The 21,517-nt window shown below is 62.7% G+C and carries 14 protein-coding genes and 3 pseudogenes; 8 read left to right on the top strand and 9 right to left on the bottom strand.

Features of this window, described 5'->3' with window-relative positions:
• Positions 1-20: 20 nt before the first annotated feature.
• The 3 genes and pseudogenes from AC0T4W_RS19805 to AC0T4W_RS19795 all read left to right on the top strand — a co-directional run bounded on the left by AC0T4W_RS19805 (position 21) and on the right by AC0T4W_RS19795 (position 2,392).
• Positions 21-950: pseudogene (locus AC0T4W_RS19805) on the top strand (SdiA-regulated domain-containing protein).
• A gap of 84 nt (positions 951-1,034) precedes the next feature.
• A complete protein-coding gene (locus AC0T4W_RS19800; protein ID WP_476321923.1) occupies positions 1,035-1,382 on the top strand; it encodes a NirD/YgiW/YdeI family stress tolerance protein in 348 nt (115 codons plus the stop codon).
• A gap of 89 nt (positions 1,383-1,471) precedes the next feature.
• Positions 1,472-2,392 carry an SdiA-regulated domain-containing protein gene (locus tag AC0T4W_RS19795; RefSeq protein ID WP_476321921.1) on the top strand — a complete coding sequence of 307 codons (921 nt, stop codon included), beginning with the start codon at positions 1,472-1,474 and terminating at the stop codon, positions 2,390-2,392.
• On the opposite strand, the pseudogene AC0T4W_RS19790 reads toward AC0T4W_RS19795, so the two are convergent.
• A pseudogene (locus AC0T4W_RS19790) lies at positions 2,373-2,654 on the bottom strand (NorM family multidrug efflux MATE transporter); the annotation flags it as partial. The gene AC0T4W_RS19795 and the pseudogene AC0T4W_RS19790 sit on opposite strands and share 20 nt — an antisense overlap.
• On the opposite strand from AC0T4W_RS19790, the pseudogene AC0T4W_RS19785 reads away from it, so the two are divergent.
• Positions 2,650-3,285: pseudogene (locus tag AC0T4W_RS19785) on the top strand (LysR substrate-binding domain-containing protein); the annotation flags it as partial. The pseudogenes AC0T4W_RS19790 and AC0T4W_RS19785 sit on opposite strands and share 5 nt — an antisense overlap.
• 340 nt (positions 3,286-3,625) lie before the next feature.
• Positions 3,626-4,414 (top strand): gamma-glutamyl-gamma-aminobutyrate hydrolase family protein, encoded by a 789-nt coding sequence (locus AC0T4W_RS19780; protein WP_476321919.1) that lies wholly within the window; start codon positions 3,626-3,628, stop codon positions 4,412-4,414.
• 80 nt (positions 4,415-4,494) lie between these two features.
• Here AC0T4W_RS19780 and AC0T4W_RS19775 read toward each other — a convergent pair whose 3' ends face one another.
• The gene (locus tag AC0T4W_RS19775) at positions 4,495-4,998 is read right to left on the bottom strand and encodes an N-acetyltransferase family protein (RefSeq protein WP_476321917.1); all 504 of its coding nucleotides are present in this window, start codon (positions 4,996-4,998) and stop codon (positions 4,495-4,497) included.
• Complete coding sequence (locus tag AC0T4W_RS19770; protein WP_476321915.1) at positions 4,995-5,537, bottom strand: gamma carbonic anhydrase family protein; 543 nt, start codon at positions 5,535-5,537, stop codon at positions 4,995-4,997. Before AC0T4W_RS19770 ends, AC0T4W_RS19775 begins: the two co-directional genes overlap by 4 nt.
• A 172-nt stretch (positions 5,538-5,709) precedes the next feature.
• Here AC0T4W_RS19770 and prlC point away from each other — a divergent pair, with 172 nt between their 5' ends.
• Positions 5,710-7,758 carry an oligopeptidase A gene (gene prlC / locus AC0T4W_RS19765; protein ID WP_476321913.1) on the top strand — a complete coding sequence of 683 codons (2,049 nt, stop codon included), beginning with the start codon at positions 5,710-5,712 and terminating at the stop codon, positions 7,756-7,758.
• A complete protein-coding gene (locus AC0T4W_RS19760; protein ID WP_476321911.1) occupies positions 7,755-8,030 on the top strand; it encodes a YheV family putative zinc ribbon protein in 276 nt (91 codons plus the stop codon). The genes prlC and AC0T4W_RS19760 overlap by 4 nt, the downstream gene beginning before the upstream one ends.
• A gap of 61 nt (positions 8,031-8,091) precedes the next feature.
• Here AC0T4W_RS19760 and AC0T4W_RS19755 read toward each other — a convergent pair whose 3' ends face one another.
• From AC0T4W_RS19755 to recC, 6 genes are all read right to left on the bottom strand, one after another.
• Positions 8,092-8,856 carry a substrate-binding periplasmic protein gene (locus tag AC0T4W_RS19755; protein WP_476321909.1) on the bottom strand — a complete coding sequence of 255 codons (765 nt, stop codon included), beginning with the start codon at positions 8,854-8,856 and terminating at the stop codon, positions 8,092-8,094.
• 104 nt (positions 8,857-8,960) lie between these two features.
• Positions 8,961-9,401 (bottom strand): hypothetical protein, encoded by a 441-nt coding sequence (locus AC0T4W_RS19750; RefSeq protein ID WP_476321907.1) that lies wholly within the window; start codon positions 9,399-9,401, stop codon positions 8,961-8,963.
• A 7-nt stretch (positions 9,402-9,408) separates the two neighbouring features.
• Positions 9,409-11,235, bottom strand: coding sequence for an exodeoxyribonuclease V subunit alpha (recD, locus tag AC0T4W_RS19745; protein WP_476321905.1), 1,827 nt, complete (start codon positions 11,233-11,235; stop codon positions 9,409-9,411).
• Between the two features lie 189 nt (positions 11,236-11,424).
• On the bottom strand, positions 11,425-14,961 hold the full coding sequence (gene recB, locus AC0T4W_RS19740; protein WP_476321903.1) for an exodeoxyribonuclease V subunit beta: 3,537 nt from the start codon (positions 14,959-14,961) through the stop codon (positions 11,425-11,427).
• Positions 14,962-15,003: 42 nt separating this feature from the next.
• On the bottom strand, positions 15,004-16,077 hold the full coding sequence (locus tag AC0T4W_RS19735; RefSeq protein WP_476321901.1) for a Fic family protein: 1,074 nt from the start codon (positions 16,075-16,077) through the stop codon (positions 15,004-15,006).
• Between the two features lie 170 nt (positions 16,078-16,247).
• Positions 16,248-19,535, bottom strand: a complete 3,288-nt coding sequence (recC, locus tag AC0T4W_RS19730; RefSeq protein ID WP_476321899.1) for an exodeoxyribonuclease V subunit gamma — start codon at positions 19,533-19,535, stop codon at positions 16,248-16,250.
• Between the two features lie 207 nt (positions 19,536-19,742).
• Here recC and AC0T4W_RS19725 point away from each other — a divergent pair, with 207 nt between their 5' ends.
• A complete protein-coding gene (locus tag AC0T4W_RS19725) occupies positions 19,743-21,389 on the top strand; it encodes a Na/Pi cotransporter family protein (protein WP_476321897.1) in 1,647 nt (548 codons plus the stop codon).
• Positions 21,390-21,517: the final 128 nt, after the last annotated feature.

Here is a 21,517-nt window from a genome sequence, read left to right as displayed (position 1 = left end):
GTTCTGATGAGTTGTGTGCGATGTCGATCTGGGTTGCTCGGCTGGTGCGTCTGCGCTGGCTAATTGTGCTGCTGTTACTGCTCACAGTGGCTTTGCTAGTGGCGAATTACCGTCACTGGGACGATCGCCTGTCCTTCTGGTTTCAACAGCAACAGGTGGAAGTTGCCGATCAGCAGGCGAGCATCTGGTAGCCAGGCTATAAGGCCGTGCTGCAGGGTAAGCCGCTACAGGGGCTGGAAGGCGACGAGGTCTCTGGGTTGACCTACAGCCCCGACAGCAACACGCTGTTCACCGTAACCGGTAAGCATCCGCAGCTGATTGAGTTGACCCTCAACGGTGAGGTGATGCGGCGCATCGACTTACATGGTTTTGCCAATCCCGAGGGCGTGGAGATGCTCGCTGGTGGCCGCCTGGCGATTATCGATGAACGCAAGCGTACCCTGACTACCTTCAAGCTCGGCGCATTGACCCGCAGCCTGGAGTTTGCGGATCTGGCGTCCTTCGATCTGGGCTTTGCCGATGCGGGCAACAAGGGCTTCGAGGGCATCGCCTGGGATTCGCGCAACGAGCGCGTGCTGCTGGGCAAGGAGCGTGGCCCGCTGGGGCTGTTCAGTCTGCCGTTTCCGGGCGAAGACGGCGCCGCTGGCGTTCTTCAACCGATGACTTCCGGGCATCTATTTCTGCGCGATATTTCCTCGCTGACGTACGACGCCCGCACCGGTCATGCTCTGGTGCTCTCGGATGAATCGCGCCTGCTGCTGGAAGTGGACGAGCAAGGTGAGCCGGTCAGCTTTATCAGCCTGAGTCACGGTATGAATGGTTTGCGCGGCGGCATTGAGCAGGCTGAAGGGGTGACCATGGATGCGGCCGGCAATATCTATATCGTCAGCGAGCCCAACTTGTTCTATGTGCTGCGCAAGGAGCCGGCTAGTCCGCCCGACGTTGATTAAGCTTGGCTTAAGCGCCGATTAAGCCTGGCTTCAGCTAAGCCCTCTACTCTGGCCCCATCACCTAACTGATTAGAGGGTTACCCCATGAAGCGTTTCACGTTGGCTCTGCTGCTGGTTCCACTGTTCTCCACCGCCGCGATGGCCACCGGTTACACCGGCCCAGGCGCCACCACTCAGGTCACTACCGTGGCTGCGGCGTTGGATGCCGCCGATGACACCCCGGTGGTGCTGCAAGGGCAGATCGTCAAGCGCCTGCAGGATGAGTTGTACGAGTTCAAGGATGCCAGCGGCACCATCAATGTCGAGATCGACGATGAGCATTGGCCAGCCCAGGCCATTTCCGAAAAGGCCGTGGTCAAGATCACGGGTGAAGTCGACCGTGACCTGACCAGCCGCGAAATCGATGTCGAGCACCTTGAGTTGGTTAAATAAGTCACACCATCAACTACCCACGCCAGCCCGAGGCCCTGCTTCGGGCTGGCGTCGTTGTGTTGCCCGTTACTGATTGTGAGTGAGTAGCCATGCGAGATCATTTCACCCTGAAACGCCTGATGTTGAGCGTTGTTGTGCTGGCGTTGCTGCTGTTGGGCTTGTTCGCTCAAGAGTACCGTTTGTTTGAGCGGGCCTGGTTCAATGTGCAGCAGGCGGGCAGCAAAAGCCTGTCAGCAGAGCGCGACATACTGTTGTCGGGCTATCAGGTGGATATCGAAGCCAAGGTGATTGAAGGGCTGGATGATGATGTATCGGCGCTGACCTACGACCCGGACCGCAATAGCCTGTTTACCGTGACTAACCAGAAGCCACAGCTAATTGAGCTGTCGCTGGATGGCGAACTGCTGCGGCGTATCGACCTACATGGTTTTGGCGATGCCGAGGCGGTCGAGTACATCAGCCAGGGCTTGTATGTGATCAGCGATGAGCGCGAGCAGCGTTTGATCAAGGTACGGGTGGATGATGCCACCACCGAGCTGCATGCCGATCAGTCGCAACAGTTCTCGCTGGGTATCGGTCTGAATGGTAACAAGGGCTTTGAAGGGCTGGCCTACGACTCGGTTGGCCAGCGCCTGTTTGTCGCCAAGGAGCGAGACCCGATACGCATCTACGAGATTCACGGCTTCCCCCAGCGCGATCCGCAGCAACCCTTCGCCGTGCATGTGGTGGATGATCAGAAGCGCGATGCCGGGCTGTTTGTGCGTGATCTCTCCAGTCTGCAGTTCGATGAGCGCAGCGGCCATCTGCTGGCGCTGTCCGATGAGTCGCGTCTGGTGCTGGAGTTGAATGTCGAGGGCAAGCCGATCAGCAGTCTGTCGCTGCTCGGCGGGCGCAATGGCCTCAAACGCGGCGTGCCCCAGGGCGAGGGCATCGCCATGGATAATCAGGGTGTGCTCTATCTGGTCAGCGAGCCCAATCTGTTTTATCGCTTCAAGAAACCAGATGCTTAGCGCGTGACGTGAACGCTGCAGCTGTTGGTTGCAGCAGGCGCGCGGTTTTCCATTCGAAACCCAGGGTCAAGCCGATGGCCGCGCAAGCCAGGCCGCCGGCCAGTCCCCACCACACGCCTTCTGCGCCCCAACCCAAGGGGAAGGCCAGCGCCCAGGCCAGTGGCGCGCCGACTGCCCAATAGCAGCCGAGGCCGACCCAGAAGGTGGTCTTGGCGTCTTTGAGGCCGCGAATCGCGCCCATGGCGATGGTCTGGATACCGTCGACGCTGACCATGCGCTGGTGGCTGGCGCGCCTGTCACGTTATCGCCTGCTCAGCGCCAGTGAAGTGCAACTGACCAGCGCCTGGATGGACGTAGACAAGGTGGACTTTCTGCATGAGCCGTTCGACTGCGCCGTGCTGCTGAGCGAGGGCGGCTTTCCGGAGGAGTGGGAGAGCACCGAGTTGTTCGCCGAATGGCTGATTCCGGTGTGCGCACCTGAAGCCTTGAGTGAGCAAACCTGGGATCTGCCGCGCCTGCAGGCCGCCGAGCTGCTGCATCCCACTCCGGATCGCCGTGACTGGCGGCAGTGGCTGCAGGCCATGGGCCTGGCCGATCAGGTGCTGCTCAAGGGCGGCCAGGTCTTCGATACCCTGGAGCTGGGCATGGTGGCGGCGGCGCGCGGTTATGGCGTGTCGATTGGCGATCTGGTGTTGGTCGCCGAGGATGTCGCTCAGGGCCGGCTCGGCCTGCCCTGGCCCAGCGCGGTGCCCAGCGGTTGCAGCTATTACCTGGTATGGCCCAAAGCGCGCCGAGGTCAGGAGCGCTTTGAGCGTTTGCGCGATTATCTGGTGGCCGATGTGGCGGCGATGCAGTTGCCCGTGGTCGAGCGGGTTGAGAGTTGGGTGCGTTAGCAAATCGTCGTCTAGGGCGTAAAAAATATTGGACTATCGTTTGACGACCTAAACAGATTAACGTTTTTAAAACAGAAGGTTACTGCTCTTTTTGGATTGAGTTCCTTGCTACTCGCTGTCTGATTTCTTAACAATTCGCGTGTATTTGTTTGACATATTTTACGGCTTTGGCAGACTGACTCCAGGTTTGTGACTGCCAGGTAAGCGTTTCTCGCGCACCTGCTGCCTCTGCGGTGGGCATCTAGACAGGCGCAATCAGCCGTAAAACAGAAGGTGCGCGAAAGCCGTCAGCCCTTCTGCACAACAACGGCAGCCAATCCCGGCTGCTCCAAGGTGATGTATGTCCAACAACAATACGAAACAGCGCCCAGGCGCGCGTAAACCGGTTGTCCTGATGTCCATGGGCGCTCAAGAGCGCAAAGGGCATGCCTATCAAGTCATGACCCACAAATACATAACTCCCCTGGTCGAGCTGTCTGGCTGTGTGCCGCTGCTGGCGCCTAGCTGCTGCGGCACCGATGACATCGAGCAGTACCTGTCGATGGTCGACGGCGTGTACCTGACCGGTGCTGGCAGTAATATCGATCCGGCCCTTTACAGCCAGGAAAACCTGACCCCAAGTAAGGGCCAGGATAAGGACCGCGATCTGTTCGATATTCCACTGATTCGCGCCGCACTGGCCCGTGGCCTGCCGCTGTTCGCGATCTGCCGTGGCATGCAAGAAATCAACGTGGCCCTGGGTGGCAGCATCCACCAGAAGGCCTATGAAGTGCCGGGCTTCAACGACCACCGCGAAGATTCGAGTACCTCGGTCGCCGAACAATATGCCGACCGCCACAGCGTGCGTGCGCTGCCCGGCAGCTGGTTTGCCGAGCTGATGGGGCATGCGGATTTTCCGGTCAACTCGCTGCACGGCCAGGCGGTTGATACGCTGGGCGAGGGTGTCGAAGCCCTGGCTCACGCCGAAGATGGCCTGGTCGAGGCGATTCACCTGCCAGGCGCCGAGCAGTTCACCCTGGCGGTGCAATGGCACCCCGAGTGGCAGGCCGCGCAGAACCCGCACTCGGTGAAGATCTTTAAGGCGTTCGGTGATGCCTGTCGTGAGCAGCTGGCCCGCCGCGACCAGTAAGCACGCAGCTGAAATAAAAGAAGCCCCGCATATGCGGGGCTTCTTTATGGGTATGTCCCAAGATCGTGTAGCAGGCCGCTTCAACCCTCCAGCTCGCGGTGCATCACATAACAGTCCACCAACCCACGCCGTGCATGGCGGTAGGCGTTGGGCAGGGTGCCGACGATGGTGAAGCCGTGCTTTTGCCACAGCGCTACCGCCGCTTCGTTGGTCGACACCACGCTGTTGAACTGCATGGCACTAAAGCCCAGTTCGCGTGCCGCCTTCAGTGAGTGGGCGCATAACGCGCCGGCCACGCCTTGGCCGCGCGCTGCGGGGGCGGTCATATAGCCGCAGTTACACACGTGATCGCCGGGGCCGGCGGCGTTGGTTTTGATGTAGTAGGTGCCGAGGATCTGGCCATCGCGCTCGGCGACAAAGGTGGCGCGCGCCAACTCGACCCACAGTTGCCAGGCACCTGCGCGGTCCATGTGCGGGTCGAAGGCGTAGGTTTCCTGGGCCTGGACTACGTCACGGATGATCGGCCAAACCTGGTCGAAGTCGGCGGCAGTGATCGGGCGAATGTTCAGCGCAACGCTGCTCATTGCCCGTAGCCCTCGGCCAGGTGCTGGTCTTTCAACCGCACGTAGTTGTCGGCGCTGTAGCGGAAGTAGCTGCGCTCCTTCTCGCTCAACTCGCGGGCCTGCTTGGCCGGGCTGCCGACGTACAGGTAGCCGCTTTGCAGATGGCTTCCCGGCGGCACTAGGCTGCCGGCGCCAAGCATCACTTCGTCATCAATTACCACGCCATCCATGATGATGCTGCCCATGCCGATCAGCACTCGATTGCCAATGTTGCAGCCGTGCAGGGTGACGTTATGGCCAATGGTTACATCGTCGCCGATATTCAGCGGGTAGCCGCGCGGGTTGAAGGGCCCGGCGTGGGTGATGTGCAGCACGCTGCCGTCCTGAATGCTGCTGCGCTCGCCAATGCGGATGCTGTGCATGTCGCCACGGATCACCACCAGCGGCCAGACCGAGCTGTCCGCGCCAATCTCTACATCGCCGAGCACCACGGCCGAGGCATCGACAAAAGCCCGTGGGCCGAGCAAAGGGGTGAACTGTTGGTAAGTACGAATCGCCACGATAGAAACCTCTTAGGCTGCGCCTGGGCTTGATTGTAACTAAGATGGCACCCATGTTCAGGACATGCGCGCTGTTTTGTCGACGGCGGTGTCCACTCAAGCCTGCCCCTGGGAGCCTTTTGCGCCCGCCAGGGTCACAGCTGCAAACCCATTCCGTTACAGGTGAACTGTCGTGACTGCCAACAACCCACTGCTGCAAACCTTCGATCTGCCGTCCTATGCCGCCATTCGTCCGGAACATGTCGAGCCGGCGGTGGACAGCATTCTTGCCGATAACCGCGCGACCCTGAACCGGCTGCTTGAACAACAGTCTGGCACACCTAACTGGGATGGCCTGGTACTCGCGCTGGACGAGCTGGGCGCTCGCCTGGGCCAGGCCTGGAGTCCGGTCAGCCACCTGAATGCGGTGTGTAACAACGCCGAACTACGCGCCGCCTACGAGGCCTGCCTGCCCAAGCTGTCGGCGTATTACACCGAGTTGGGACAGAACCAGGCGCTGTTCCAGGCGTATCAGGCGCTGGCCGAAAGCCCTGCGGCCGCCGGTTTCGACGTGGCGCAGAAGACCATTCTCGAACACACCCTGCGCGACTTCCGCCTGTCCGGTATCGATCTGCCGGCGGAGCAGCAAAAGCGTTACGGCGAGATCCAGATGAAGCTCTCCGAGCTGGCCAGCACGTTCTCCAACCAACTGCTGGATGCTACCCAAGCCTGGACCAAGCACGTCACCGACGAGGCTGCTCTGGATGGCCTGACCGATTCGGCCAAAGCGCAGATGCAGCAAGCCGCAGAGGCCAAGAACCTGGAAGGCTGGCTGATCAGCCTGGAGTTCCCCAGCTACTTCGCGGTGATGACCTACGCCAACGACCGCGCGCTGCGCGAAGAGCTGTACGCCGCCTACTGCACCCGCGCCTCCGATCAGGGCCCGAATGCCGGGCAGAACGACAACGGCCCGGTGATGCTGGAAATCCTCGCCCTGCGTCAGGAGCTGGCCAAGCTGCTGGGTTTTGCCAACTACGCCGAGCTGAGCCTGGCCAGCAAGATGGCCGAGACCACCGATCAGGTGCTGCACTTCCTGCGTGACCTCGGTGTGCGCGGCAAGCCGTTTGCCGAGCAGGACCTGCGCGAGCTGCAAGCCTTCGCGGCCGAACAGGGCTGCAGCGATCTGCAAAGCTGGGATGTGGGCTACTACAGCGAGAAGCTGCGCGAGCAGCGCTACAGCATTTCCCAGGAAATCCTGCGTGCCTACTTCCCCATCGACAAGGTGCTCAGCGGCCTGTTCGCCATCGTCGAAAAGCTTTACGGCATTCAGATCAAGGAGCTGTCCGGCTTCGACACCTGGCACCCCGATGTACGCCTGTTTGAGATCAGCGAAAACGGTGCCCACGTCGGGCGCTTCTTCTTCGACCTCTACGCCCGCGCCAACAAGCGCGGCGGCGCCTGGATGGACGGTGCGCGGGATAAACGTCGTTCGGCCCAGGGTGAACTGATCAGCCCGGTGGCCAACCTAGTGTGCAACTTCACCCCAGCCGTCGGCGGCAAGCCAGCGCTGCTGACCCATGATGAAGTCACCACCCTGTTCCACGAGTTCGGCCACGGCCTGCACCACCTGCTGACCCGCGTCGAGCATGCCGGCGCCTCGGGCATCAACGGCGTGGCCTGGGATGCCGTGGAGCTGCCAAGCCAATTTATGGAGAACTGGTGCTGGGAGCCGGAAGGCCTGGCGCTGATCTCCGGCCATTACGAGACCGGCGAGCCGCTGCCGCAGGACCTGCTGGACAAGATGCTGGCGGCGAAGAACTTCCAGTCCGGGCTGATGATGGTGCGCCAGGTCGAGTTCAGCCTGTTCGACTTCGAACTGCACGCCACCCACGGCGACGGCCGCAGCGTGCTCGACGTACTCGAAGGCATCCGCGCGGAAGTCTCGGTGCTGCGTCCGCCGGCCTACAACCGCTTCCCCAACAGCTTCGCGCATATCTTCGCCGGCGGTTACGCGGCCGGTTACTACAGCTACAAATGGGCCGAAGTGTTGAGCGCCGATGCGTTCTCCAAGTTCGAGGAAGAAGGGGTATTCAACAGCGCCACCGGCCGCGCCTTCCGTGAGGCGATCCTGACCCGTGGTGGCTCGCAGGAACCGATGGTGCTGTTTGTCGACTTCCGTGGCCGCCCGCCCTCCATCGACGCCCTGCTGCGTCACCTCGGCCTGAGCCAGGAGGCCGCATGACAGAGACCACAGCCAAACGCTTTATCGCTGGCGCGGTCTGCCCGGCGTGCAGCGAAATGGACAAAATCCAGATGTGGAATGTCGACGGCGTGCCGCACCGCGAATGCGTGGCCTGCGGCTACGCCGACACCCTGGATGAACGCGGCAACTCGGTGCCGCGCGAACTGCCGACGCGGGTCAATATCAGCGCGCTAAAACCCAAGGCTGCCAACCCCAAGGTGCAAGTTGTGCAGTTTTTTCCTAATCCCAAGCTGAAGAAGCCGAGCGAATAAACAAATCGCCAAGGCGCAGACCATAAAAAATAGCTGGCCGGCGTAACCCTATTACGCCAGTTCAAGGCGTAGCGCGCTCGCTCTGCTGCAGGTTGCGCTCAAGCAGGCGCTGGTAATCGCCACTGGCGCGCAGTTGCGCCAAGCCCTGATTGAACTGCGCGATGATCACCGCCGCCTGTGGGTGACTGCGCGGCACGATCAGGTGCAGGGTGCTGCTGCTAATGGCGCTACTGGAGCGGCGAAAACGTTCGATAGGCGCCCCGGTCAATTGCAGCGCGGTTTCACCCAGGCGCCGGTCGGAGATAAAGAAATCATCGCGCTTCATCAATAGCAGGCGTGCGCATTCATTCAGCCCAGCCGGGGAGTGCCGCTTTAACTGCCCATCATCGAGCAGCTGCTGAATGATCGGTGGCGGCTGCCAGCCCAGCGGATAGCACAGACGGCGCCCCTGCATGCTGGGTACATCGTCGACCTCAATCGCCTCGCCTGCGCGGCTGAAAATATGCTGCTGGGCGACAAACAGCGGCTCCGAATAGAGAAACGCCTCCTCACGCGTTGGGGTGCGTACATAAGGAAAAGTCGCGTCGTAATTGCCGCGCAAGGTTTTTAGATAGCCGCGATTCCACGGTTGCCAATCCAGGCTGCTGTCGATATTGCTGCGCTGCAACGCCGCCCGCACCACCTGGGTAATCATGCCACCCTCAGGCAGCGCCTGACCGGTAAAGGGCGCGTAATCATCGCCGGTGACCAGGCGCAGGTCGGCGGCCTGGGCGCTGGTGCATAGCAGCAGGTTTAAGAACAGACAGGTAAGTGTTCGAATGCGCATTGCGCCTCAACCTTAGCGGTCAGCACCGCGGCGGATCGTAAAACTCAGGAATTGCTTTCGCAGTGTAGGCGCTCAAACGGATCACAAGGCAGCCCACAGCAGCGTCAGCGAAGGTACTGACGGATCACGCCCAGCAGAAAAACCAACATACCCAGCCCAAATGCCAACAACGCGATAATCGGCCCCCAGTGACCGACCAAAGCCTGCAAGCCCTCCAGTAGCAGGCTGCTCACGTATGTCTTGCGCCCTGATGCGCTGGGCACATAAACACCCTGCAGCCAGGTTTCGTAAGCACCGTACATGGGCAGCAGGCACAGCGGCAGCAGCAACAGGCATAACCAGAACCCTGTATTGCTGGAGCCAAATAAGGCTTTGCGGCGGTAGCCTTCTTGAATCAACTTAAAGCTGCAAAGCGCGGCATAGGCCACGCCAGCAAAAAGCAGATAACGCTGATAACTACCGGGGCTTCTCCATAGCCCAAGGCTGGCGAAACATCCCAGCGGCAAAAAGAGCAGGGTCCATATCGTCAGAAAAACGTACTTCATACGGTCCTTAGAAAAGCGTGAACTGGCTGTAGCTATCTGCTGCGAATGGCTGCGGCTTTGTTGTTAGGGGGATTGTGGCCAGTCGCTCTGCCAACCCCGCCGCCCGCTCGGCGCGGGTGGCCACGGCTTCACTCAGTCGTGCGGGCAGTGCCCAGATTTCTACCTTGTGCTTGGCGCGGGTGATGCCGGTGTAGAACAGGCTGCGGGTTAGCAATGGGCTGGGTTGTTCGGGCAGGGCCAGCAGCACTTCGGAAAATTCCGAGCCCTGGCTTTTGTGCACGGTCATGGCGAAGGCGCTGTCGTGGCTGGGCAGGCGGGCCGGGGCGAAGGGGCGGTAGCCGTCTTCGCCCTCGAAGAAGACCCGCAGGCCGTATTCGGTATGCAGGCAGATGCCGATATCGCCATTGAACAGGCCGAGGGCGTAGTCGTTCTGTCGCACCATGATTGGCCGGCCGACGTACCAGCGCTCGCGGCTGGCGACCTGGCTGCGGCGTTTGATCCGTGCCTCCAGCGCTTCGTTGATGCCGGCCACACCCCAGGCCCCTTCGCGCTGGGCGGTCAGCGCGCGGAAGGTGTTGAATGCGGCGAAGGTTGCGGCAGGATCGCCGGTTTTTGCCGCAGTGATAAAGGGCGCGTAGCCCTGATCGAGGCGATCCAGCAGATCGGCTGGCGTCGGCGCGGTATTCCAGGCCAGATCCTTGCGGTCTTCCTTGAGCAGGTTAAGGGTGCCGGCGACATCGCCGCCGTTGATCCGCCGTGCCAGTTCGCCGATACCACTATCGCCAGCAAAGCGGTGGCTGTGAGTCAGCAGTACCACGGCATCGCCAAGCTGCGAGCTTGGCTGGCTGACCGGCACCTGTTGGCCGGTAATACGTTGCAGCTCGCTGGCGGCCTGGGTATCGAAGCCCCGCCCCTCACAGAGTTCGGCGAATACCGCGCCGGCTTCCACTGCGCAGAGTTGGTCCTTGTCGCCGAGCAGAATCAGCCGCGCGCTGGGCGGCAGGGCGTCGAGCAACTTGGCCATCAGCGCCAGGTCGACCATCGAGGCTTCGTCCACCACCAGCACGTCCAGCGCCAGCGGGTTGGCCGCGTGATGGCGCACCTGGGGGCTGTCGCCTCGGCTACCGAGCAAGCGGTGCAGGGTGCGAGCCTCGTCCGGCAGCGCCACCTTGATCGCCTCGCTGACCGGCAGTGCAGCCTTGGCATTGCGAATCGCCTCGGCCATACGTGCCGCCGCCTTGCCGGTGGGTGCGGCCAGGCCGATGGCTAAATGTTCGCACCCTGGCTGCTCAAGCAATGCCGCCAACAGACGCACCACGGTGGTGGTTTTGCCGGTACCGGGGCCGCCGGAGATCACTGCCAATTTGCGCCGCACCGCTTGCGCGGCGGCCAGGCGCTGCCAGTCGGGTTGCTGCTGGTTGAAGGCAAATAGTCGGCTTAGGCTTTCACTCAACTGCGCCTCATCAACCACCGGCAGATCGGCCGCACGCGCTAACAGCTGCTCGGCCAACTGCCGCTCGTAGGCCTGATAGCGCGCCAGGTAGAGGCGGCCGTGTTCGAGAATCAGCGGGGTGAAATCGCCATCACCGCCGACCAAACTTGAGGCCTCAAGTTGCGCCTGCCAGTCGCTCAGGGCAGGCAGGCTGAAGGCGTGATCGGGCCAGGGTCGCCGCCCGGCCAGGCGCGCGAGGGGCAGGCAAACATCGCCCTGATCCAAGGCCGTACAGAGCAATGCCGCCGAGGCCAGCACCAGCGGCAAAGCGCCGGGGTCGAGACGTTGCAGGCTATCGACCAGAGCACGCTCCAGCGGGCCAAGGGGTAGATCAGGCAGCATAGCGATACCCCTGGGTAGGGTGGACATGGCGCAGCCTTGTCCACCGTTGACAACCGAGATGGCGGACAAGCCTTCGGCATGTCCGCCCTACGGACTGTAGGTTGGGTGGAGCAAAGCGATACCCAACAGATACGCAACATGCTTGGTGATGGGTATCGCTACGCTCAACCCATCCTACAAAAGCAGCCATCACACCTCTCCTTCAAACAGCTTATCCAGCGCATCCAGCAGGTCATCACTGGGCCGCGAGAAATACACCCCGGCGCTCGGCATGCCACGCAGAAACAGGTAGTAAGCCCCGCCCAGCTGGTCATTCTGGAAGTCGTCTAGACGCTGACGCAGAAAACGCCGCAGCGCCACCAGGTAGATCAGGTATTGCAGGTAGTAATGCTCGGCGGCCAGGGCTTGCAGCAGGCGTTCGCCGCTGTAGTAGCTGGCGTCCGGGCCGAGCCAGTTGGATTTGTAGTCGGCGATATACCAGCGCCCGTCGTGCTCGAAGGTCAGGTCGATAAAGCCCTTGAGAAAGCCCTTGAGGCTGTCGAATTCCAGCCGCGCCGCTGCCTCGCGCATCGGCGCGGCCAGGCCATGGGCCGGATCGCAGAGAATGGCACGCAGGCGCTGCACATCCAGCCCGGCCAGGGGAAAGGTAAAGCCCAGTTCGGGCAGGCGTCGCGCCGGGTTGAGGCCGGCGAGGCACAGGCCCTGGCCATCCAGATCGGCGTCGATCACCTGCTGCAGTTGCTCAAACGCTACCGCACTCCAATCACTGCTAATGCCATGGCCGCTCAGCCCCGGTTCAATCAAGTCAGCCAGCGCGGCCTTGCCGCGCGCCCAATCTTCGAGAATCGCGTGCAGGCAGGTGCCGGCCCGTGCGCCACGGGGGAAGGCGAAGAAGCCGCTGCCCGGTTCGCTGGCGTCGGGCATGACCAGGCCGTCGCGATCTGGCGCTTCCATATGCATACCGGCGGCTAACCCGGAGAAGCTGCCGACCCGCCAGGCGCTGTGCAGGCCGCGCTGCAGGGTGGCCAGTTGTTGCGGTGCCGGCGCGCGTTGCTCGCCGGCGGCGCTGGCCTCACTGGCGCGCAATGGCTGCAGGGCCATATGGCCTTGGCTGCTGGCGACCAACTGCTCGATCTCGCCGCGCAAACCTTGCGGAGTGAGACTCTGAAAGTGGCTGGCCAGCTCGGCCAGGGCATCGTCGCCCGGCAATTCGCGGCCGTGCAGCAGCCAGGCCAGGGCGCTGCTGTGCAGGCCGCTCTCGCTCAGGCTGCCGTCTTTCTTCGCCTTGCAGTCCACCGGCCCCCAGTGCAGCCACAGGCGATCCCGGGCGCGGGTCAGGGCCACATAGGTCAGGCGCAGGCGTTCGGCGAAACGCTCATGGCGGGCGCGTTCGCGGTGCGTGTCGAATTGCTCGCCGCCTAGATCGAGCAGCGGCGTGCCATCGTCGGCGTGGCAGCTGATGTCCTCATGCTGACGCAACAGCGCGCCGTCCCACAGGTAGGGGCAGAACACCAACGGGTATTCCAGGCCTTTGGAGGTGTGGATGGTGACGATTTGCACCCGCTCGGCATCGCTTTCCAGGCGCAGCAGGGCCTCTTCGCCGTGAGCCTCGGCGCTGCGCTGGGCGTTAAACCAGCTGAGCAGCTGCTCCAGCCCCGGCCGTTGCAGGCTTTCGGTTTGCAGCAGTTCGGCCAGGTGCAGCAGGTTGGTCAGGCGGCGCTCGCCATCCACCAGCGCCAGCAGTCGCTGGGCAACGTGCTGCTCATCCAGCCAGGCGCGGAAGGCACGCATAAAGCCCTGCTGCTGCCACAACTGGTGGTAGCGCTCAGCGGCTTCGCGTTCATCGTCCCAGGCCTGGGCATTGTCCTGACAGGCCGCCAGATCCGCCGCGCTGCGCCCCAGCAAACGGCTGGCCAGGGCATAACGTAACGCGCCCTCGCGACCCGGCTCGGCGTAGGCAGCCAGCACCGCAGCCAGCTCGGTGGCCTCTTCGCTGTGCCAGACGTTTTCCTTGCCGCGCCGCACGCTGGGCACGCCACGGGCGGCCAGCTCGGCGGCCACTTCACTGGCTTGACGGTGGCTGGCGACCAACACGGCGATATCGCCACCTTTGAGCGGCATGCGTGTGTTGTCTTGTGCAAAATACGCCTCGCCACGGCTGCTGGCGCTTAGCACCGCAGCGATACGCCGCGCCGTGTCTCGCGCCACTAATGCGCCGGCTTCGCCCTTGCCCAGGTGTTCGTTATCCAACCAAACCAGCGCCAGCGGCGCGTCTTGCTCACCCTCTACCGCAGGCAGCACCAGCTGCGCCCGCGCCTTGTCACTGGCCCCGACCTGCGGGTAATCCAGGCCCTGTTCGGCAAAGGGCATGGGCCGCTTGAACAGCTGGTTGAGCGCGGCGATCAGCTCAGGCGTGGAGCGGTGGTTGGTGGCCAGGCTGTATTGCCGCGCGGCTTCGTCGCGGGCCTTGAGGTAAGTCGCTAAATCCGCGCCACGAAATGCATAGATGGCCTGTTTAGGGTCCCCCACAAAACATAAGTCGCCGGCGTCCTGATAGATGCGGTGAAACACCTGGTACTGCACCGGATCGGTGTCCTGAAACTCATCGATCAGCGCCACCGGGTACTGTGTGCGCAGGGTGCCGGCTAGGTGCTCGCCGCCCTCGCCGTAAAGCGCCTGACGCAGCTTGTTGAGCAAGTCATCGAAAGCCAGCAGCCGTTGCGCCGCCTTGCGTGCGGGCAGTTGCTCGTTGAGCTGGCCGATCAGGCGTACCTGCAAGTCGATCAGCCGCTGCTCGGCCTCGGGTTGCGCCGCGTCCAATGCATCGCACAGCTCCTGCAACGCGGCCGCCAGTGGGTTGGCCGGTGCGTCTTGATCCTTCTTGCTGGCCTTGATCAGCCCCTCGCGAGACAGGCGGCGGTGCGCCTCGGTCTTGCTGAACAGCGCAGCGGCATCGCTGAAATAGCCATCCAGTTCGGCCTGCCAGACGCCCAGCTTGGCCGGGTTGCACATATTGCTCTTGAAGCCGTCGAAGGCCTTGAGCTGCGCCAGCCAGCCGGCGCTTTCACTTAGCCACAGGCGCTGCGCCTGCTGCCAGGCGGCGCGCAGAGCGCTCATCTCACTGCTGGCACCAGGCTGCGGCTCAATGCGCAGATAGGGCTTGCCCAAGTGATTGCGCAAACGCTGGCGCAGGACCTGCGGGGTAATCTTCTGCTGCACCAGAAACGCCGCCCACTCCGGCTCGGCGGCGGCCAGCTCATGGCGCCACAGATCGGCGAGCAACGCGTCGAGAATCTCGCGGTCGTCATGGGTCAGTTCGTTATCGAAATCGCCACCGGCCTCGAACGCGGCGTCCTGCAACGCGCGCTGGCAGAAGCCGTGGATGGTGAAAATCGCCGCTTCGTCAAAACCATGCACCGCCAGCAGCAAGCGCCGATGGCTGGCAGGGTCCGGGTACTGGGCGTGCAGGCGATTGAGCAGCGCGTCACTGCCGGGGCCGTTGTTATACACCGCCAGCAGCTCGGCCAGACGCTTACGAATACGCTCGCGCAGCTCGGCGGTGGCAGCGGTGGTAAAAGTCACCACCAGGATCTGGCTGACGTTGAGCTGCTTCTCCAGCAACAGGCGGGCGTACAGCGCAGTCAGGGTCCAGGTCTTGCCGGTACCGGCACTGGCTTCGATCAGCGAGCGACCGGTGAAGCTGTCTTGCAGCAGGTCTAGGCTCATACGCCCAGCCCTTGCGCCGCTGTCACCAGGCAGCAATTGCTATCAATCATCACGCAGGTTCTCTCCGGTCAAGATCGCGTTGAGCCCCAGGTTGATATAAAAGTTGCAGCGTCCGACCTTGCGCTTCTCGACAAAACCGCTGGCAGCCAGCGCATCCAGGTACTTGGTGGCCGTCAGCCGAGACACCTTGAGGTCACGCACGATGAATTCGATCTTGGTGTAGGGGTGGCTGAACAGGTTGTTGATCAGGTCCTGGCTGTAGAACCTGTGCTGGTCTCGAATCCGGTGTTTGTAGTCCATCAGCACCTGCTTGATGGCCTGGATGGTGCCTATTGCCTGGTGCGCCGTTTCCTCAATGGCTGCGAGCATAAACAGTACCCAGGCCTCCCAGCAGTCCTCTTCCCGCACCGCCTGTAGCAAGCGGTAGTACTCAGCTTTGTGCCGCACTATATAACGGCTCAGGTAGAGCACAGGGATATCCAGCAGCCCACACTTGAGCAGGTAGAGCACATTCACAATGCGCCCGGTGCGGCCATTGCCGTCGTAAAACGGGTGAATGCTCTCGAACTGGTGATGAATCAACGCCATCTTCACCAGCGGGTCAGCATCGAAGCTCTGGTCATCGTTGATGAACTGTTCCAGGTCGCGCATCAGCTCGACCACCTCGGCGGCCGACTGTGGCGGGGTATAAACGACCCGGCCATAACCATCCTTGAGCGTGGTCCCCGGCAAGCAACGCAGGCCAGCATTGTTGCGCTCCAGTTCAGTCTGAATCTCGATGATCTGGTTGGTGGTCAAAAGGCCGGTCTTGCAGACACCGGCATAACCGATGCGCAGCGCCTGTCGATAACGCAGCACTTCTTTGGCCGCTAAGTTGTCACCTGACTCGGGGAACGCATCATCGCGGAACAAGTCGTCATGGGTGGTGACGATATTTTCGATGGCGGAGCTGTCCTTGGCCTCCTGCATACCCAAGGTATTGATCAGGATGCCTTGGTGCGGGATGGACGATGCCACCCCCTTGAGCTCGGCCAGCACCCGACTAGTCGCGTTAAGCCTTTTCAGGATGGCGCGGATCTCGAAACGCTCGGGGGCGAGGTTCTGTAGCGCCTGCATATCAGTCTTCCTAGGTTCATCATGTGTAGAGCAAATAGTCGTTTGCTATACGGGTCAAGCACTATCTGTATAGAAATCGCTATTTTCTATATAGATCAAGAAGCATCTGTATAGGGAGCGCCGGCTTCGCTGCAGATCACGCCAGAGCATTTATCTATCTGACGCACTCATCACTCCTCCTCATCCGCCATCAGGGCGTCCAGCGCCGGGCCGTAGAGTTGTTCGGCGAGCGCTTCGAAGCGTTCGTCCAGCGGCTCGCGGTCGCGGAAGGCCAGGGCATTCCAGGGGTCCTGGCCTTCGCCGGTCATGTAGTCGTTGCCGTGCCACATCACCCGCGCTTCGCTGCGCGCCGCGTCAATCGGCTCCTTACGGCCGGGCTTGCGCCATTTCTGGGCGAAGCCGTAGCTGCATTTGGCGAGTACCGGCAGCGGCTCGCACAGCGCACTTTTGTAGGCGTGCAGCCAGGGTTCGAGCAACGCCAGCGGGTTGGCTAACGGCCCAAGGCGCCATTCGCTTTTTGGCGAGAGCAGGCGGCTGTCGCGGGCGATGCCGGGCGGCGCGGCGCAGTTGAGCAGCAGATGACGCAGCCAGAACGGCGCCAACTCCCAGGCGCCCAGATCGCGCAGGCGGTAGTCGAACAGGCCCGCGCTGGTTACGCCATCCAGCCAGCCGTGGATGCGCACGCCGGCCAGTTCCAGGTCCACCAGCAGTGGCTGCGGCGCATCCTCCGGGCGCTCGTCGAACAGGGTCGGGGCGAAGGCGCGGATCGGCCCGCGAATCTGCCCCCAATGCGCCTGGCCCAGCTCGCCCACCGGCAGCCAGCCCGACGCGGCGGCCACGGCACGCTCCTGGCGCTCGCTCCAACCCTGTTCGATGGCCTGCAACGCCAGCTGACGCAGACCGTGCTGGCTGGTCCACTCGACGCTAAAGGGCTCGTCGCCGGCCAGGGCTTCCTCGCCCTCGGCCAGGCGCAGGCCGAGGCGCTGCTCCAGCAGATAGCGCGCCGGGTGCTTGAAGCAGTGGATCAGTTGGCTGGGCTCGATGCTTAGCGGAGCGTCGCCCGGCCCGTCCTGATTCGGCTCGCCCAGCACACTGGCAAAGGGCGCGGGTGACTCGACGGCCTGGCTCAGACGCTGGGCAGCGCGGAACCAGGGCGCAGCAAAGCCGGCATGGCGGTTGCCGGCGAAGTTGCCGGGGGCGAAAGGCTGCAATGGATGATGGTGGGTAATCCGCGCGCTGGCGTTTTGCTCTGTGGTCGATACAGCAGTCAGATCGACCACATCCAGCAGCTCGCTGACCAGCACCGAGGGCGGCAGTTCGGCGTTGCTGCGCGGGTCGCGGCCGACATAGCTGAGGTACAGGCCGCCACGGGCCGAGAGCAGAGTTTCCAGCAGCAGATAACGGTCATCCAAACGCCGGGCGCGGTCGCCACGCCGGGGTTTCTGACTGATCAGGTCAAAGCCAGCAGCTGGCGTGCGCCGTGGCAACGCACCGTCATCCAGGCCGAGCAGGCAGACCAGGCGAAACGGCAGGCTGCGCATCGGCACCATGGTGCAGAAGGTCACCGCGCCGGTGAGAAAGCCGGAGGCCGCGCTGCCTTGCTCCAGCGCCGCAGTCAGCTGCTGGCGGATCAGCGCCAGCTCAATGGGGCGCTCAACGCCCGAGGCGTCGCCCTGTTCCTTGAGCGTCGCGCAGGCCTTGGACAGCAGCAACAGGGTGTCGCCGGCCTCGCGCTCATCGAACAGCTGATCGATCAGCCCTTGCAGAGACTCGGCCCACTCAGCCAAGGCGCGCGGTCGATGCAGACTCTGCGCCAGTACAGTCAGACGCTCGACAAAGCCGACCAGGCGCCCGAGCAGTTGTGCCCGACCGCCTTCCAAAGCATCCAGCGGCCAGCTGGCACCCAACAGTGGCGCGGCCTGGCCGGCAAGTTGCGGCGGTGCGGCAAAGCCCAACAACAGGCGATCCAGCCCTTGCCGCCAGGTAAAGGCCGCGTCGGCGGGCAGGCCCAGCTGCTCGCGGTGCGCGCCGTCACGGCCCCAGCGCACCCCGGCGTCGCGCAGCCAGTCGCGTAGCAATGGCAGGTCTTCCGCCTCAATGCCGACACGGCAGGCAATGGCTGGTTGCTCCAGCCAGGCGAGAATCTCTTCGGCAGCAAAGCGACTGTCCGGTAGCGCCAGCAGGTTGAGGAAGGCCTCGATCAGCGGGATTTCCGCGCGCAGGCTGCGGTCAGCCAGGCTGAACGGAATGCGTGGCACGCCCTCTCTGGGCGCGAAGACGGCCTTGATATAGGGCGCGTAACGCTCGATGTCCGGGGTCAGCACCACCACCTGATCCGGGGTCAGCGCAGGCTCGGCGGCAAAGCGCGCAAGTAGCTGGTCATGCAGAATTTCCACCTCGCGCAGTGGCGAGTGGGCGACGTGCAGCTCCAGCGAGCGGTCATCCTCGCGCAGCACCAGACGCTCGTCCGGCTGGCGAGTGCGCAGGCGCAGGATGTCGTTCTGCAGCGCCTGCAGCAGGCTGGCGTCATGCAGGTCGTCATCTTCGGAATACAGGCCGATTTCCTGACTGCCTTCGCTGGACGCCAGGCTGAACAGGCTGTCGAAGAAATCGCGGCCCTGCTTGCCCAGGCTGGCCAATAGCGGATGGCCGACATCCAGATACCAATCGTCTGGACTGGTCTCTTGATTAGCCGCTGCGCTTTGGGGTTGCCACGCCAGCTCCCGAATATCGCGAATCTCGCCCCAGGCTTCGCGGCACGGGTTGAGGGCGAAGAGGATCACCTGGGTATGCCGCGCCAGGCCTTCGAGCACGCGCATATGGTGCGGCGGCAGCGAGCTGATGCCGAACACCAGCACGCGCTCGGGTAAACCAGGGATGGGTTCGGGGTTGTACAGGCGGGCGAGCAACTCTTCCAGCAGCCGCGCGCGGTGCGGATGGCCGTCTTTGGTCAGCTCGCGCCAGAGCAGCGCCTGCCAGGCTTCATCTGGGCCAAGATCAAGCAATTCATTGCGTTCCCAGCTGGCCAGCCAGTCGTCGCGATAGAGCAGGTATTGGTCAAATACGTCGGCGATCTTGACGGCAAGTGACAGCCGTCTGCGCTCGTCACCGCCTTCCAGGTAATGCGCCAGGCGCGGCGCTTCGCTCAGATGGGCCGGCTCGCACAACCAGTCATACAGCCGCCAGCTCAAACTGCTGGGGCTGAATGCCGATTGCTCCGGCAACTGACCCAGGCACAGGCGCGACATGTCCCAAACAAACTTGGCCGGCAGTTGCACCTCCAGCTGCATGGCAATGCCCTGCTTGCGCGCTAGCTCCAGCGTCAGCCAACGCCCCATGCCCTGGCTCGGCACCACCACCAGCGCCGGCGCAAAAGGCTCGCGCATCGGCGTGGCAAGCAGCGTGGTGGCCAGCTCGCCAAGGGTTTCCAGGTCAGGGGCGTGATAAAGCGTCAGCATCGATGGGCATCCATTCTGTAGCGGGCAAGGTTATCAGCTCACGCAGCGTGGCGGGATTGCGCGATAGCCTGTGTCGCGCGCTGGCGCAGAGCGCCAACCCCAGCTAAAGCTAAATACAGGGTCTGCGCTTCTACAAGATGGGCCTTTATAACGAGTAAAAACCACGCGTCATGCTGCAACCGGGCTGACGCGCCAGGGAGCAGCCCTATGCTCACCCTACTTAACCTTCTCTCCGCCGTCGCCTTGCTGATCTGGGGCACCCATATCGTGCGTACCGGCATCCTGCGGGTTTATGGCTCGCACCTGCGCAAGGTGCTTAGCCATAACGTCAGCAAACGCCCGCTGGCGTTTGCCGCCGGCATCGGCGTGACCGCGCTGGTGCAGAGCAGCAACGCCACCGCGCTACTGGTTACCTCGTTCGTTGCCCAGGGTCTGATGGCACTGACCCCGGCACTGGCGATCATGCTCGGCGCTGATGTCGGCACGGCGCTGATGGCACGGGTGCTGACCTTCGACCTGAGCTGGCTAAGCCCGCTGCTGATCTTCCTCGGAGTGATCTTCTTTCTCTCGCGCAAACAGACCCGCGCCGGCCAACTCGGCCGCGTGGCAATCGGTTTGGGGCTGATGCTGCTGGCCCTGGAGCTGATCGTCGCCGCCGCCACGCCGATCACCCAGGAGCAAGGCATCCGCGTGCTGTTCGCCTCGCTGACCGGCGACCTGCTGCTGGATGCTTTGGTAGGCGCGCTGTTTGCGCTGATCTCCTACTCCAGCCTGGCCGCCGTGCTGCTCACCGCAACGCTGACCGGTGCCGGCTTGATCAGCCTGCCGGTAGCCATTGGCCTGGTGATTGGCGCGAATATCGGCAGCGGCGTGCTGGCCTTTCTCAACAGCAGCCTGCAAACCCCGGCCGGGCGCCGCGTTGCCCTGGGCAGCCTGTTGTACAAACTGATCGGCCTGCTGCTGGTGATGCCGTTTCTCGACCCGCTGGCCAACTGGCTGGACAGCCTGAACTGGCGTCCCGAGGAGCTGGTGATCGCCTTCCATCTGCTCTACAACAGCCTGCGCTGCCTGCTGATGCTGCCCACGGTCGGGCTGATGGCGCGCTTCTGCAACTGGTTGCTACCGGATCGCCCGGATGAAAACGGCGTCGCCCGCCCACGCCATCTCGACCCCACTGCGCTGTCTACGCCCAGCCTGGCGTTGGCCAATGCGGTGCGGGAAACCCTGCGCATCGGCGACCTGATCGAGACCATGCTCAGCCACCTGCTGGAGGTTTTACGCGGCGGGCAAACCGCCTTGGGCAAGGAGTTGCGCCGCCTGGATGACGACGTCGATGCGCTCTACAGTGCGGTCAAACTCTACCTGGCGCAGGTGCCGCGCGAGGTGCTGAGCGAACAAGACAGCAGGCGCTGGGCGGAGATCATTGAGCTGGCGGTGAATCTGGAACAGGCAGGCGACATCATCGAACGCATGCTCGGCAAAGTGCAGGATCAGAAAACCGCGCAGCGCCATTCGTTTTCAGACAGCGGCCTGGAGGAACTCGCCGCCCTGCACGCCCAACTGCTGGCCAACCTGCGCCTGGGCTTGTCGGTATTTCTCTCCGCCGACAAAGAAAGTGCGCGCCAGCTGCTGCGCGAGAAACGCCGCTTTCGTGCTCAGGAGCGTCGTCTGGCCCACGCCCACGTAAGCCGCCTGCATCAGCAGGTGGTGCAAAGCATCGAAACCAGCGCCCTGCACATGGAGCTGATCGCCGATATGAAACGCCTCAACTCGCTGTTTTGCGCCAGCGCCTATGTGGTGCTGGAAAGCAGCGAGACAGGTGCTCTGCATCAAGAGGACGGCGGCGCGGAGTAATGCCATCGGCTAAATTGGTCTATACCGCCCAACATTAGTTGGGTTGAGGCAAGCCAGTGCAGGGGCTTTAAGTTGGAGTGCGGCATTGCAACAGTTTTGCCATCAATGCCCGCTAATACTGCTCAACT

It is taken from the genome of Pseudomonas sp. C7.1, assembly GCF_056312395.1.
Note: the sequence above shows the minus strand (reverse complement) of the source record. Positions and strands in the feature narration are given on the sequence as shown.

Bases quoted from the DNA above. Each gene is read 5' to 3' on its own strand.
- AC0T4W_RS19800 (WP_476321923.1), top strand. From the start codon at position 1,035: ATGAAGCGTTTCACGTTGGCTCTGCTGCTGGTTCCACTGTTCTCCACC.
- AC0T4W_RS19795 (WP_476321921.1), top strand. From the start codon at position 1,472: ATGCGAGATCATTTCACCCTGAAACGCCTGATGTTGAGCGTTGTTGTG.
- AC0T4W_RS19780 (WP_476321919.1), top strand. From the start codon at position 3,626: ATGTCCAACAACAATACGAAACAGCGCCCAGGCGCGCGTAAACCGGTT.
- AC0T4W_RS19775 (WP_476321917.1), bottom strand. From the start codon at position 4,998: ATGAGCAGCGTTGCGCTGAACATTCGCCCGATCACTGCCGCCGACTTC.
- AC0T4W_RS19760 (WP_476321911.1), top strand. From the start codon at position 7,755: ATGACAGAGACCACAGCCAAACGCTTTATCGCTGGCGCGGTCTGCCCG.
- AC0T4W_RS19755 (WP_476321909.1), bottom strand. From the start codon at position 8,856: ATGCGCATTCGAACACTTACCTGTCTGTTCTTAAACCTGCTGCTATGC.
- AC0T4W_RS19750 (WP_476321907.1), bottom strand. From the start codon at position 9,401: ATGAAGTACGTTTTTCTGACGATATGGACCCTGCTCTTTTTGCCGCTG.
- recD (WP_476321905.1), bottom strand. From the start codon at position 11,235: ATGCTGCCTGATCTACCCCTTGGCCCGCTGGAGCGTGCTCTGGTCGAT.
- recB (WP_476321903.1), bottom strand. From the start codon at position 14,961: ATGAGCCTAGACCTGCTGCAAGACAGCTTCACCGGTCGCTCGCTGATC.
- AC0T4W_RS19735 (WP_476321901.1), bottom strand. From the start codon at position 16,077: ATGCAGGCGCTACAGAACCTCGCCCCCGAGCGTTTCGAGATCCGCGCC.
- recC (WP_476321899.1), bottom strand. From the start codon at position 19,535: ATGCTGACGCTTTATCACGCCCCTGACCTGGAAACCCTTGGCGAGCTG.
- AC0T4W_RS19725 (WP_476321897.1), top strand. From the start codon at position 19,743: ATGCTCACCCTACTTAACCTTCTCTCCGCCGTCGCCTTGCTGATCTGG.